Source organism: Pontibacter coccineus (assembly GCF_030546575.1).
Taxonomy (GTDB): Bacteria; Bacteroidota; Bacteroidia; order Cytophagales; family Hymenobacteraceae; genus Pontibacter; species Pontibacter coccineus.
Genome location: NZ_JAUOTN010000002.1, coordinates 534,799 through 547,668, shown reverse-complemented (window position 1 = coordinate 547,668; position 12,870 = coordinate 534,799). Strand labels below are relative to the sequence as shown.

The 12,870-nt window shown below is 49.5% G+C and carries 17 protein-coding genes; 6 read left to right on the top strand and 11 right to left on the bottom strand.

Annotation, left to right across the window (positions count from 1 at the left end; genetic code table 11):
• Positions 1-53: 53 nt before the first annotated feature.
• Positions 54-362 (top strand): hypothetical protein, encoded by a 309-nt coding sequence (locus tag Q4E40_RS06395; RefSeq protein WP_303410810.1) that lies wholly within the window; start codon positions 54-56, stop codon positions 360-362.
• Here the strand turns inward: Q4E40_RS06395 and fbp are convergent.
• Positions 359-1,384 (bottom strand): class 1 fructose-bisphosphatase, encoded by a 1,026-nt coding sequence (fbp, locus tag Q4E40_RS06390; protein WP_303410808.1) that lies wholly within the window; start codon positions 1,382-1,384, stop codon positions 359-361. The genes Q4E40_RS06395 and fbp overlap by 4 nt on opposite strands.
• Before the next feature lie 92 nt (positions 1,385-1,476).
• Here fbp and Q4E40_RS06385 point away from each other — a divergent pair, with 92 nt between their 5' ends.
• The 4 genes from Q4E40_RS06385 (at position 1,477) to Q4E40_RS06370 (ending at position 5,579) form a co-directional block, all read left to right on the top strand.
• Positions 1,477-2,745, top strand: coding sequence for an aspartate kinase (locus Q4E40_RS06385; RefSeq protein ID WP_303410807.1), 1,269 nt, complete (start codon positions 1,477-1,479; stop codon positions 2,743-2,745).
• Between the two features lie 675 nt (positions 2,746-3,420).
• Positions 3,421-4,194: an enoyl-CoA hydratase-related protein gene (locus Q4E40_RS06380; RefSeq protein ID WP_303410806.1), complete on the top strand. Its 774-nt coding sequence runs from the start codon at positions 3,421-3,423 to the stop codon at positions 4,192-4,194.
• Between the two features lie 258 nt (positions 4,195-4,452).
• On the top strand, positions 4,453-4,917 hold the full coding sequence (locus Q4E40_RS06375; protein ID WP_303410804.1) for a Fur family transcriptional regulator: 465 nt from the start codon (positions 4,453-4,455) through the stop codon (positions 4,915-4,917).
• 32 nt (positions 4,918-4,949) lie between these two features.
• Positions 4,950-5,579 (top strand): peroxiredoxin, encoded by a 630-nt coding sequence (locus Q4E40_RS06370; protein WP_303410802.1) that lies wholly within the window; start codon positions 4,950-4,952, stop codon positions 5,577-5,579.
• A 96-nt stretch (positions 5,580-5,675) separates the two neighbouring features.
• Here the strand turns inward: Q4E40_RS06370 and Q4E40_RS06365 are convergent, their stop codons facing one another.
• Together Q4E40_RS06365 and Q4E40_RS06360 are read right to left on the bottom strand one after the other, a co-directional pair.
• Complete coding sequence (locus Q4E40_RS06365) at positions 5,676-6,257, bottom strand: hypothetical protein (RefSeq protein WP_303410801.1); 582 nt, start codon at positions 6,255-6,257, stop codon at positions 5,676-5,678.
• Between the two features lie 229 nt (positions 6,258-6,486).
• Complete coding sequence (locus Q4E40_RS06360; protein WP_303410800.1) at positions 6,487-7,398, bottom strand: ClpXP adapter SpxH family protein; 912 nt, start codon at positions 7,396-7,398, stop codon at positions 6,487-6,489.
• Between the two features lie 124 nt (positions 7,399-7,522).
• Between Q4E40_RS06360 and Q4E40_RS06355 the strand changes: the two genes are divergently transcribed.
• Complete coding sequence (locus Q4E40_RS06355) at positions 7,523-7,837, top strand: winged helix-turn-helix transcriptional regulator (RefSeq protein ID WP_303410798.1); 315 nt, start codon at positions 7,523-7,525, stop codon at positions 7,835-7,837.
• A gap of 66 nt (positions 7,838-7,903) precedes the next feature.
• Here Q4E40_RS06355 and crcB read toward each other — a convergent pair whose 3' ends face one another.
• The 8 genes from crcB to Q4E40_RS06315 form a co-directional block, all read right to left on the bottom strand.
• Positions 7,904-8,275: a fluoride efflux transporter CrcB gene (gene crcB, locus Q4E40_RS06350; RefSeq protein WP_303410797.1), complete on the bottom strand. Its 372-nt coding sequence runs from the start codon at positions 8,273-8,275 to the stop codon at positions 7,904-7,906.
• A 21-nt stretch (positions 8,276-8,296) separates the two neighbouring features.
• Entirely contained in the window at positions 8,297-8,725 is a 429-nt protein-coding gene (locus Q4E40_RS06345; protein ID WP_303410795.1) for a VOC family protein, read from the bottom strand.
• Positions 8,726-8,819: 94 nt separating this feature from the next.
• The gene (locus Q4E40_RS06340; RefSeq protein ID WP_303410794.1) at positions 8,820-9,449 is read right to left on the bottom strand and encodes an HAD family hydrolase; all 630 of its coding nucleotides are present in this window, start codon (positions 9,447-9,449) and stop codon (positions 8,820-8,822) included.
• A gap of 209 nt (positions 9,450-9,658) precedes the next feature.
• Positions 9,659-10,285: a class I SAM-dependent methyltransferase gene (locus Q4E40_RS06335; RefSeq protein ID WP_303410793.1), complete on the bottom strand. Its 627-nt coding sequence runs from the start codon at positions 10,283-10,285 to the stop codon at positions 9,659-9,661.
• Complete coding sequence (locus Q4E40_RS06330) at positions 10,282-10,764, bottom strand: GNAT family N-acetyltransferase (protein WP_303410792.1); 483 nt, start codon at positions 10,762-10,764, stop codon at positions 10,282-10,284. Before Q4E40_RS06330 ends, Q4E40_RS06335 begins: the two co-directional genes overlap by 4 nt.
• 43 nt (positions 10,765-10,807) lie before the next feature.
• Complete coding sequence (locus Q4E40_RS06325) at positions 10,808-11,602, bottom strand: penicillin-binding transpeptidase domain-containing protein (RefSeq protein WP_303410790.1); 795 nt, start codon at positions 11,600-11,602, stop codon at positions 10,808-10,810.
• 140 nt (positions 11,603-11,742) lie between these two features.
• Positions 11,743-12,291: a hypothetical protein gene (locus Q4E40_RS06320; RefSeq protein WP_303410788.1), complete on the bottom strand. Its 549-nt coding sequence runs from the start codon at positions 12,289-12,291 to the stop codon at positions 11,743-11,745.
• A gap of 55 nt (positions 12,292-12,346) precedes the next feature.
• Positions 12,347-12,844 (bottom strand): hypothetical protein, encoded by a 498-nt coding sequence (locus tag Q4E40_RS06315; protein ID WP_303410786.1) that lies wholly within the window; start codon positions 12,842-12,844, stop codon positions 12,347-12,349.
• Between the last annotated feature and the right edge of the window lie 26 nt (positions 12,845-12,870).

Genomic DNA, 12,870 nt, shown 5'->3' with positions numbered 1-12,870 from the left:
AGCCCTCCGGACAGGAGGGCTTTTTTTTATCGCTATACCTTACGCTCACAACCATGACCTACTCCCCTGTCCTATTTGAGAGTGCCGCGCGTCAGCTGCAGCGGGTTTTCGAATCAGAGCACCAGCTGCCTTCCCAGGAAAGTGATCTGACACGGGAAGTGGCCCGTATGGTGCTATACCTGCTCCGCTTTAACCTGAACCAGCTGCTCAACATTCTGTACCGCATTGATGTGGAGGAGCGCAAATTAAAACAGGCTATGCTCGCGGCCTCCGAAGAAGAGGTAGCCGAAAACATAGCCCGTTTAATTGTAGAGCGTGAGCTGCTCAAAGCGCAGATCCGCTTCCGTTATAGTCAGAATTAGTTTGCTGTAACCGCCTCAGGTTTTTTCACTTCGGCTTTCATAAACTCCTCCACCTTGTTCACCATCTCCAAAGATCCGATGATGAGCGGAGAGCGCTGGTGCAGTTCGGTTGGCTCCACTTCCATGATGCGGCCTTTGCCGGTAGAAGCCTTACCTCCCGCCTGCTCGACAATAAAGGCCAGGGCATTGCACTCGTACAACAAACGCAGCTTGCCGTTAGGCGCCTTGGCCGTGGCCGGGTAGATGTACACGCCACCCTTGATCAGATTGCGGTGGAAGTCAGACACCAGTGAGCCGATGTAACGACCCGAGTAACCGTTCTCTTTGCAGTAGCTCAGGTAGTTCTTGATACCCTCTGGGAAGCTGTTGTAGCCGCCTTCGTTGCAGGAGTAGATGGTACCCGTTTCAGGTATGCGCATGTTGGGGTGAGAAAGGAAAAACTCGCCCAGCGAGGGCTCATACGTAAAACCGTTTACGCTATGTCCTGTGGTGTATACCAGCATCGTAGAAGAGCCATATACCACGTAGCCGGCCGCGATCTGGTGCGTGCCGTTCTGGATACAGTCTTCCAGGGTACCCTCTGTGCCTGCCTCCGATACACGGCGGTAGATCGAGAAAATGGTACCGATCGACACGTTCACATCGATGTTAGAAGAGCCGTCCAGCGGGTCGATGGCCACGATGTACTTGCCTTTGAGGTTACCTGTCTGAATGATTTCGTCTTCTTCCTCTGAGATGATGGCACACACCTCGCCTCCGTTACGAAGGGCGCGTATGAAGCGGATGTTGGCGATCACGTCGAGTTTCTGTTGTTCTTCTCCCTGCACGTTCTGCTGACCGTAGGCTCCGGTCACGTCAATCAGTCCTGCACGGTTAATTTCGCGGTTCACGATCTTGGCTGCCAGGGCAATGTCGCGCAGCAACTGCGATAGTTCTCCGGTCGCAAAAGGGAAGTCCTCCTGCTTTCTCATGATAAACCTGTCAAGTGTGGTACCGACAGGAAGCGCTAGTTTGTCATTCATTATGGTGAAATTTAAATATATAGCTACAAAAATATGATATTTTGAAACATAACCGAAGGATACTTACATTTACGCAGTATTAGTCCCAATTGATGAAAGTATTTAAGTTTGGCGGCGCCTCGGTAAAAGACGCCGGTGCATTGCAAAATCTGGCTCAGATCGTGTCCGCACAGGGCGGCGAAAAGGAACTGCTCCTGGTCGTGTCTGCCATGGGCAAAACGACCAATGCCCTGGAACAGGTATACGACCTGGCCGCTGCGGGTCATGATTTCAGTGACGCTCTGCGTCAGAGCCGTCAGTACCACCTAGCAATTGTTCATGAGCTTTTCCCGGATAGAGAACACCCTGTATACGAGCGCCTCGAACATCTGTTCGCACAATTGCAGCAAGTATTACAAGGGTTTAAAAGCCAAATAGTTACTGATTATGACAGAGGCTATGACCAGGTCGTGAGCTTCGGGGAACTGCTATCTTCTGTTATCGTGCATTATTTTTTGCAGGAACAAGGTATAGCCAACGCCTGGGTCGATAGCCGCAAATACATTCAGACGGACAACACCTGGCGCGAAGCCCGTGTGGACTGGGCCTGGACGGAACGGGTGATCAAACGCGACCTGCCTGCTATACTGACGCAGCAGCTTATCGTGACGCAGGGCTTCCTGGGTGGCACCAACAACGGCCTCACCACCACGCTTGGCCGTGAGGGCTCCGACTTCAGCGGCGCCATCTTCGCCTATTGCCTCGATGCTAAGGGGCTCTACATCTGGAAGGACGTGGCCGGCCTGCTTAACGCCGACCCGAAGCGCTTCGCGCATACTGTGCGTTACCACATGCTCGATTACCAGGAGACGGTAGAAATGGCCTACTACGGCGCATCGGTCATCCACCCCAAGACCATCAAACCGCTGGCCAACAAGTCGATTCCGCTCTATGTGAAGTCCTTCCTGGACCCGACGGCAGAAGGGACCAAGATCTGCGACTGCCGCTTCGAGAAACTGAGTCCGGCCTATATTGTAAAAGACAACCAGTGCCTTGTGTCGTTCAGCGTTAAGGACTTCACCTTTATCAGCGAAAAGAACCTGGGCACTATTTTCAATGCCTTGTCAGAGCTGCGCCTGAAGATCAACCTGATGCAGAACTCGGCCATCTCGTTTTCGATCTGTACTGATTACCATGAGGAGCGTCTCCAGAAGCTGCTTGACACGCTGAAAGACCAGTTCACGATCCACTACAACACTACTCTGCAGCTTTTCACGATCAAGAATTACGACAACGAAAGCGTACAGGAAATCACCAAAGGCAAGGAAATATTGCTCGAACAGCGGACCAGAACGACCTTCCAGGTAGTATGCCGGGGGTAGCTTTTTGGTTGAATCAGTATATAGGGGCCTAGCCCAAGGATTTACGGGATTTTCGTGTACGGTTGTCATCCCCCTGTACCCTTCCTTGTCGAGGGCCCCTACCCCCAGGGGGGACTTTTCTGCTGCTGCTGATTTCCAGGTATAGTTTCTCAGCGACCGCCTTTATTACTCCCACGGATTATACCCACCCCCACCCCTCCCGAGAGGGGAATCTCTGCAGATACTACTTCACAGGTATAAGCTTCGTGGCAACTTTTTATACCATACCGGGTCCAACCACCCCTAACCCCTCCTTATCCAAGGCGGGGAGCCTGTAATTACTACTTTACAGGTATAGCTCCTGTAGCAAACAGACCACTGACAGGTATAGCAAGACTAATTTGCCCCAGAGGCTACGAAGGTATAGCTTCAGCCAGGTGCACAAAATGGCGCTCCACTGTTCGAGCGGTCAGCGAGTTTGGAGCGTCTTGATTTTTTTGCTTACTTTTTTCATCAAGGAAAAAAGTGAGGCCCGCCCGGCCAGGGCAGGCTATAGAACAACTCAAGTTGCTATATATGCAGCAGCCCAAGCTATGAATCAAAGAGCTATACCTATCTGTAACAGATATCGTCTACGCGCCTTTCCCCTATTCCTCTAAAAGCCGTAACTTAGTCCGGAACAAATACGACTAAACTATGGAATTTATACTGGTAACCCCACAGGCCCGTCCGCACGTGGCCCTCATTCAGCTCAACCGACCAAAAGAACTTAATGCGCTGAACCTACAACTGATGGGCGAAATGCGCGATGCCCTCAAAGAACTCGACGACAACGAAGAGGTACGAGCCATCATCATCACGGGCAATGAGCGCGCATTCGCCGCTGGTGCCGACATCAAGCAGATGGCTGGTAAAACAGCGATTGACATGCTCAACATCGATCAGTTTTCTACCTGGGATCAGATCCGCAAGACCAAGAAGCCGATCATTGCGGCCGTGTCAGGTTTTGCACTCGGTGGCGGCTGCGAACTGGCTATGACTTGCGACATGATCGTAGCTTCGGAAACGGCGCAGTTCGGCCAGCCGGAGATCAAGATCGGCGTAATGCCGGGTGCGGGCGGCACGCAGCGCCTGACCAAAGCCATCGGGAAAGCCAAGGCTATGGAAATGGTGCTAACCGGTAAGTTCATAAGCGCCGACGAAGCCGAAAAGCATGGCCTGATCAACCGTGTGGTGCCCGTAGAGCTATACCTGGAAGAGGCCTTTAAACTGGCAGGCGAGGTAGCCCAGATGTCGCCGGTGGCGGCCAAGCTGGCCAAAGAATCCGTGAACCGCTCTTTCGAAACCAACCTCGACGAAGGTCTCCACTTCGAGCGCAAGAACTTCTACCTCTGCTTCGCTTCTGAAGACCAAACTGAAGGTATGAATGCGTTTGTGGAAAAGCGCAAGCCAGAGTTTAAAGGACGTTAGGCTCGCGTAAAAGAGGTCACTATCATTGTCATTTCGAACGGAGTGAGAAATCTGAACCGGTGCACAAACCCCAGATTTCTCACTCCGTTCGAAATGACATTTTGTTATTATACCTGTGTTGATTCCAACTCCTAGAATTCCTTAATCCTCCAAGTTCCCTCATTCACGAACAACTTTTCGCGCTTCGCTTTTTATTCTTAAAGAGAAGCTATACCTTTGCGGAACTATTCCTAGTTAAGAAACATTCTTATTTACTGTATGCAACACCTAACCCGAGACGAGATACGACAAAGCCTGACTGCGTGTGGCCTGAAGGCGACGCACCAGCGCATCGTGGTGCTCGAGGCGGTGGCGGAACTGCATGGGTCTCACCCTACGGCAGAGGATGTTTTCCAGCGGCTACGACCGGCTAACCCCACGATTTCGCTGGGAACGGTTTACAAAACGCTGGATACTTTTACCGAAACAGGTATGCTGCGCCGGGTCGTGTCGGAAGGCGGTAGCAAGCGTTACGACTCGAATACGATGACGCACAGCCACATCTATTGCAGCAAGACCAAAGAGATAGTTGATTTTGAGGATAAAGAACTGGAGCAGCTGCTGATCAAATTTTTCAGTGAGCGCCAGGTGGAGAACTTCGAGATCAAGGGCTTCTCGATTCAGCTGACAGGCTGCAAGGTGGAGCCCGACAAAAAGATAAGCATTACAAGAGTTTCTAAATAGATTATTTTATAACCCAATAAAAACAAAACAAAATGGCAGTATTAGTAGGTAAAAAAGCTCCTTCTTTCAAAGCTACAGCAGTAGTGAACGGCGAATTCGAAGAAAACTTCTCTCTTGACCAGTACATCGGCAAGAAGCACGTTGTATTCTATTTTTACCCAATGGACTTTACTTTCGTTTGCCCTACCGAGATCATCGCGTTCCAGGACAGAATGGAAGAGTTCGAGCGTAAGAATGTTGCCGTAGTTGGTTGCTCTACCGACACGCATTTTTCTCACTTCGCATGGTTGAACACGCCACGCAATCAGGGCGGTATCGAAGGCGTTGAGTACCCGCTGGTAGCTGACGCTTCTAAGACAATTGCTCAGAACTTCGACGTGCTTGCTGGTCACTACGACTACAACGAAGAAGGCGAGGCAATCTTTGTAGGTGAGCCGGTTGCTTACCGCGGTCTGTTCCTGATCGACAAAGAAGGAGTAGTTCGTCACCAGGTTGTAAACGACCTTCCGCTTGGCCGCTCTATCGACGAGGCCCTGCGTATGGTGGACGCCCTGCAGTATTTCGAGCAAAAAGGCGAAGTTTGCCCAGCAAACTGGTCTGAAGGCAAAGAAGCGATGAGCGCAACGAAAGAAGGCGTATCTAACTACCTTGCAAAGCACTAAGCTTTAAGTAACTTATTGATAAAACAAAAGCCCCGGCACTTGCCGGGGCTTTTGTTTTATGCGAAATCAGACAGTCTATACCTGCGCATTGGCGTTTTACCGTTTTGGCAGCACTCCGCTTACCGTCAGGCCGACGGCATTGGCTGCGTAGGTATAGTTTGCCTGGTCTTTGTATGTCATAACGGTGTACGAGAGGCCTATACCTCGGTAGGCCACTTCAAACACTGGCCCCGCCGCGGCATCAAACGCCATGTTGTCCCCTACACCATCAGCATGAAATTTGATAGCCTGGTGCGTAACCAGGCCTGCTCCCAGCCGGATGTCTTTGTGCGCCATCCAATTGGCTGTCAGGTGAATGGGCACACGGGTCAGGCGGATGTGCACGTTGTCAGCCTGGGTTGTTAAATACTTATACCCAACCGAAGTACGCAGCAACAGGCGCTCCATTCCTTTGAACTGAAACTGAGCGCCAACCGACACAGTGCCACCCTGCCCCGCTTTTACGGACTGCTCCTGTCCATTGGTAAAATACACTTTGGCTACATTATCTCCACCTAGCTCCAGTGCACCGCCCAGCAGCAGGCGCACCGGTTTATAAGCAGATTCCGAGGGAGTGGCTACAGGTACAGCTGCCCCTTGCGGCAGGTCCTGTGCATGAACCTGATATAGGCAACCCATGCCTAAACAGGTTAGAAGAAAGGATTTGGTCATACGAAGTAAAGGGAAGTATATAGAATAGCGAAATTTATATGTAAAACAAATCCCTGATACCGAGATGCCTAACTATTTTTTCATAAAGAAATTACCTGCGATCTTGCGGGTGCTTTCTTAAGCTGACCAAGGGACGGCATAAAACAGAAAAGCCCCGGCAAATTGCCGGGGCTTTTCTGTTTTATGGAATATCAGCTTAGAATCTTTTCCAAAGCGAACCGTTCTTGGATGCATACTTTCCGATCTTGCCCTGCGCTTGCAGCTCCTGCAGGTGGGCTTCCGCCTCTTCGGTTTTCATACCTGAAAGCACCGCGTACTCTTTGGTAGTAAGCGTGCTATACTTGCCGAAAAGCGAGGTATAGCTGGTGTCATACTGTTGCTTGGCAGCCTCCGGATGGAGTTGAAGAAGCGCCTGCTCATACTGCGCATAGGGACGGGATCCGTATACCAGGATGCGGTTATCGTTCCCGTCGGTCACAAAGATGGTCGGGAAGCCACGCACGCCCAGCTGACGCGCCAGCGTCAGATCCTGCTGGAACAACTCAACGGCTTTGCCCTCGAAATCGGTTTTGAGTTGCGCCACATCCAGGCCTGTTTGTTCAGCGGCCAGCGCCAGGTTATCCCAGCGTGCAATGTTTTTCTTCTCCAGGAAGATCATCTCCTTTATTCTTCTCAGGAACTTCCCGGCTTTCTCTTCGCCCTGCAACTGGGCCGCCTTAAAGGCAATGGATGGCGGATAAGAAGATGGCAGCGGGTCTTCCAGCCACAGGTCGCCGTCTATGGGCATCTCGTAATGGGCACCGGCCTCTTCCCAGTGCTGGGCCACGCTGGCAGGTCCGTTCACGTCGCGGCCGCCGTAGGCTTCCCAGCTTGGCAGCAGACCGCCCATGCGGTATTCTACCTCAAAGTAAGGGCCGTACTCCAGCGCCAGTTTCTTCAGTTGCGGATCGATGCCCCAGCACGAGGAGCAGATCGGGTCGGTAAAGTACAGCAGCTTTATCGGTTTCTGGGCTGCGGCGATGTTGGTTTCTTCTGTTGTTGCCTGTGTTCCCGGAATTTCACACATCCCGGTCTCTATATCGCAGTTCATTACTGGCTTTGTCTCCATGGTCTTCTTATCTTGCGTTAAACTTTATAAAAATCAGCCTGTTAGCCGGTAGCCAGCAGGCCTTGCTGAATTACTTTTACAAAGATCGGACTAAACCTTCGGAGAGTCAATTAGTCAAAAAAACATGACTACCAACAATTTACCACAAGAGGAAGCGAGTTGCCCCGCCGAGAACATCCTAAAACAATTATCCGGGAAATGGAAGCCGCAGATATTCAGGCTGGCCCTAGACGGACCGGTGCGGTTTAACAGCTTGCTGCGTCAGCTGCCGGGCTCCAACAAGCAATCGGTGGCAACGGCGCTCAAGGAATTGGAGGAAGCAGATATTCTGGTGAAGACCGTAGTGCAGGAAAAACCCCTGCATATAGAGTATACCCTGTCGGAGAAAGGCCAGGCAATGGTGTCGGTGTTCAGGAGTATGGAAGGACTGCTGGGTTAAAGCATAACGAAGAAGCCCCGGTCACTACCGGGGCTTTTCTTTTTGTCTCCAGATCTAACGTTTAAACTAGACCAGCTTTACCAGCCACATCCCGGCAAAAGTAGCCAGCAACCCCAACACTACGCTGGCACCAATATACAGCATGGCCTGCATATACTGGTTTGTTTGCAGCATGTAAACAGACTCGAGCGAGAAAGCGGAAAAAGTTGTAAACCCGCCCAGTATACCTGTTGCCAGGAAAGGCCGCCAGGTGGCAGACATACCGTCTTTTGCAATCAGCGCAAATACAAGCCCCATCAGAAAACAACCAAGCACGTTCACAGCCAGGGTACCAAATGGAAATACAACAGCGGCCCGTGTCTGGATAAAAATCGTGAGCAGGTAGCGTGCCACGCCGCCAATAAAACTACCTGCCCCAATTACCAGCAATATTTTCATCTTAAAATTCGGCTCAGCTGGCTACTCCTGCTCGTAATCGTAGTTCACCATCCACTGGATACCGAATTTATCGGTGAACATGCCAAACAGTGCGCCCCAGAAAGATTTGTTGAGCGGCATGGTTACCTTGCCACCTGCTGATAAGCTGTCGAACAGACGCTTGGCTTCGTCTTCGTCTTCCGCGTTAATGGAAATCGAAAAGTTGTTGCCCATTATGGTCGCGTGACCGAAGGCCTCCGAAGAGTCGCTGCCCATCAAAGTCGTTTCTTTGCTAATCGGGAGCGAAATGTGTATGATCTTGTTTCCTTCCGATTCCGGGAGCGGGTTCTCAGAGGGCATGTCTTTAAAACGGCCCACATACGGGAAGTCGCCGCCGAATACAGATTGGTAAAAACTGAAAGCTTCTTCGCAGTTGCCTGCAAAGGTTAGGTAAGGGCTGATGGATGCCATGGTAGCGTTTATAGGGTTAGTTATTGATTCTGGATTCTAATACCTCAAATATAGAAAAATCTGTATCTATACCTACCGAAAACCATGAATTCCATCAGGATTTGGTATAAGGCACCAGCATCCCGTCATCTTTAACCAGCCAGGCCCTGTCTGCTTCGTCCAGTATGTTTTCTTTGCTGTCGGAGTAGGCTTCCACAATTCTGAAGGGTTTGCCTTTGAAGTGCTTGTCGAGGCGTTTTATCTTTTCTTCATCTTTGCAGGCTTTGCCTTCCACAATGTAGGTCTCTCCGTTATACCTGGTCTGTGTCCCGAAAACCGCATCGATTGGGTATAGCTCGAACAGCGGCTTGACGTATACCTCCAGTGCGCCGGTCGCGCAGATCACCTGCACACCTTCCTGCCTATACCTGTCTAGCCTGGCCTTAATCTCCTTGTTAAACTCTTTGGGATACTCTTCTTTCCAGAACTCACGGGCATATTTTTCCACCTGCTCAGGCGAAATGTTGTCGAGGTAGTTGAAGAAGTTTTCCTTAAACTCCGTCATCCGGATCTGGTTCATTTTGAGGAGCGCCTTGTAGTACACCATCTGGAAATAATAGGCCAGTTTGTGGGGTTTCTTTTTGCCAATGAACTTAAAGAATTCTTCTTTGGAGCTCTTGTTGTAGAAAGTGCCGTTCAGGTCGAACACCACGACTTTTATTTCGTCTTGCTTGTTTTCCGTCATACCAAGGTGCGTTTATACCTGCCGGGGCAGGTATGGAGTTTACGGGAAACAGGCAGGTTGGGCTGATGAAAACCAGAAGTGGACCGCTACCGGATTATGCAGCAAGTGCAAATACCACTGTGGTCCCCTCAATGGGACAGTTCCTCCACCAGTTGCGGTGTAAGATCTGTAGCCTCCGCTTTTTCAGAATGAAACTATACGGGATAAGGCTATACCTTTTGCAAGAGCAAAGTCAGAATCCGGGGTATACCTGCCCTGTCGTTATCATCGAAAAACTCGTTCAGCTCGACCAGTTTCAGGCCATGTTGGCTGGCAGTCTGCACGAAATCCGACACATGGTGGGTATAGCACTCCACCTCCTGCCGCCCTTCTTCCGTATCGAAACGGGCTTTGGTGCCGGTGTACTGCTTAAAAGGATGTAGTTCGCCGATGTAAACGTATCCTCCAGCTTTGATAACCGCTGCCGCCTGCTCGAAAACAAAATCAAGCTCCTGAATGTGCTCCAGTACCAGGCTGAAGGTAACGAGGTCGTATACCTGTGTAGCGAATTGCCAGGGCTGGGTAATATCGGCTTGCAGAAAGACTGCTTTGTTCGAGCTCACTTTCTTTCGGGCACGCTCCAGCATCTCCCCTGACAAATCCACGGCGGTTACGTGCATGGCCCTGCGCACCAGCCACTCTGTGTTTTTCCCAGTGCCGCAGCCTATTTCCAGGCACGTCTCGAAAGGTATAGCGGCCAGTGTCGCACGCAAGGCCACGGCTTCCAGGTCGCGGGTTCGGTTCTTGTTGGTGTCGTACTGCGCGGCCCAACTGTTATAAGCTTCTTCTACGGTCATAGGTCTTTCAGCATCCAGATGTTGCAGGCGTAGTGGCCCGAGTTGCCCATTGCATGTGGTATGGGTTTGAAGCCTGCTTTCTCATACATCGATACGGCTTTGGCCAGTTCGGGGAACGACTCCAGGTATAGCTGCTTGTAGCCGAGCTCCCGGGCTGCTGCTATACTTTGCTGCATCAGTTGGTTGCCAATCCCCTTGCCTCTGGCATCGGCAGAAAGGTAGAATTTCACCAGCTCCGCACAGCCAGTGGGCAGGCCTTCGGTTGGGTATACGCCGCAGCCGCCCAGGATGGTGCCGTTTTCTTCGGCCACAAAGTAGGCGCTGCCCGGCTGCTGAAACAGCTCGTACAAAGCATCGGTGGTCGGATCGGTATACACCGTGCCGGGCCTGTCGATCTTAAACTCGCGGAACACCTGTCGGATTAAGGTTGCCAGTGGCTCGTTGTCGGCCGGTTGGATAGGGCGGATGGTGAGGGGCATAGGATATTGAATACACTTTAGGTCTATGGCGCGTGCGTCCTCATTAGAGAACATCTAGCTGCCTGAATACTGATCTAGTTATTTCTTTTCTACAGGATCCAAAATCAGGATTTGGTGTGTTTCGATCCTTTATCAGTCTGGTGGCGAAGAAGTACACATTGTCTTCTTTTTCCACATAGCCAACCCACCAGCCTGTGTCTTTTCCGCCGTCTCTGGTCCACCCGGTTTTCGCTCTTAAGGTATGGCTGTCGGTTTGCTCTTCTATCATGATATCCTTCAGGATTTTGAAGCTTCTTTTGGAGAAAGGAAGGGTTTCCTCATAAACGCCAATCAGCACCTCAATTTGGCTAGCGGGCGATATGGCAAAATTTCCAAAATTCCAGAAGTCTGGATCTTGGATAGATACGTCCGCATTGCCATAGTTTGACTTTGTCAGAAGGTCCTTGTACTTAGCCTTTCCGATCTTTTTCGCCAACTCTACATACACCCAACCCGCCGATTTTTGAAAGGCCTCCCTTAGATTCATGTCATGGTAGATGTCAGGGCGGTAGCCATACTTAACAGTATCTGTTTCTCCAGGCCACTTAATGACTTCGTTCTCATCGGCAACCGCACCTGTTTCCAGGGCAATCAGAGTATTGATTATTTTAAAGGTAGAAGCTGGCAATGTTGCCAGGTGGCTGTCATTGACATTACTGTACGTCCATTTCTTTGCCTGGTAGTCGTACAGCGTGATACTCCCCTTGATATTGCAGTCCTGAAAAGGAGTGTTCAAATCAACTTGCCCGTATGCAGATAAGCTGATGAAGATGAGAAGTAATGCTATGGCTAATCTCACGTTAGTATGGATGATTTACAATCGGCTGTCGAATTAGGTATAATACCTTTCACGGGCTTTCGCTACACTACCACAAGTCAAGCACTTGCATTTTCAATGACTGAATGAACTGGAGAAACTTGCCTGACCCTTCGTTAGCACTAGTCCTTTAAAATTTTTTCTACCTCAAAATAGCGTTGTCTATGGGCATTTGAATCTAACATCCCCTCATCGCATGGTATAGGATTCTTCTTTCTTGCTTCAATACCTCGGTTGAAATCGTAAGCTAAATCTGCATAGTTGGTAACAGGACTAATCCTACCTACCCCGACTTTCAATCTATCGACTTGCAAATTATCTAGTATTTCGAATTCATGCACTGCGCTGTCATTCAAGTAGGTCAGATCTAACAAGTCTATACAGGTAGTATTGACTAACCCACTTGGTATTTGGGTGCCAAATAGTTTACCCTCGTCTAAGAAGCACAAGCCATACCATATCCCCCCTTCATCTTTATCAAAATCCAGCACTACTGCACTTATCTGTTGGCTATCAACATCAAAATTCACTACCTGCCCGAATTGAAACTTTAATTCAGTCGTATCTATTCCAGTCCAGTTTGGCCTGAATAGATCCATAGCACCTTCTTTTGAGCTACAACCTGATAGCAAAAAGACACAAAGAAGTGCCACCTGGGTGAGGTTTTTCATTGAAGGCTTTGTTAACGTCTTGGCTAAGGCACGCCTAGGTGTGCTTTAGGCCTTGTTAGCTTTTCGGTGTTTTTTCTTTTTCTAAAAGCCCTAGTCTATCCAGAAAATCAGATTTTTGGCTTTTTATGCTTCTTCTTATTCCGATCAAGTTACCTATTCCAATCAGAAAAAATATTCCAACTAATGATACAGCTGATTTTTCATTTGAATTGCTGATAAGAAGATTGGCTAGCATTACAAAACTTATTAGAGTGTAGCCAATTACAAAAACCAACAAGAACTTATTACTAATGACGCTCCCCATGATATGTAATTCGCCATTTTTGGACCCGAACTCCCCTTCAATCTGTCCATAAGTTTTCTTAAAGAAGCCCTGTATAGGAATTAGTTTGAATCGGTTAAATTTAATGTGACCACGATAGGGCTTTTTAGAGTTTGCCAAAGCTGCTGACAGTTCATCAAGGTTAGAGTCAATTATTGAAAGTAAATAGGCAGAAAGCTCCTGTTCCGACAATTGCAAACTCACTTCAAATTCTTCTTCAAACCCTTTCATAAATTTATAATTGAACTGCAAGCTAA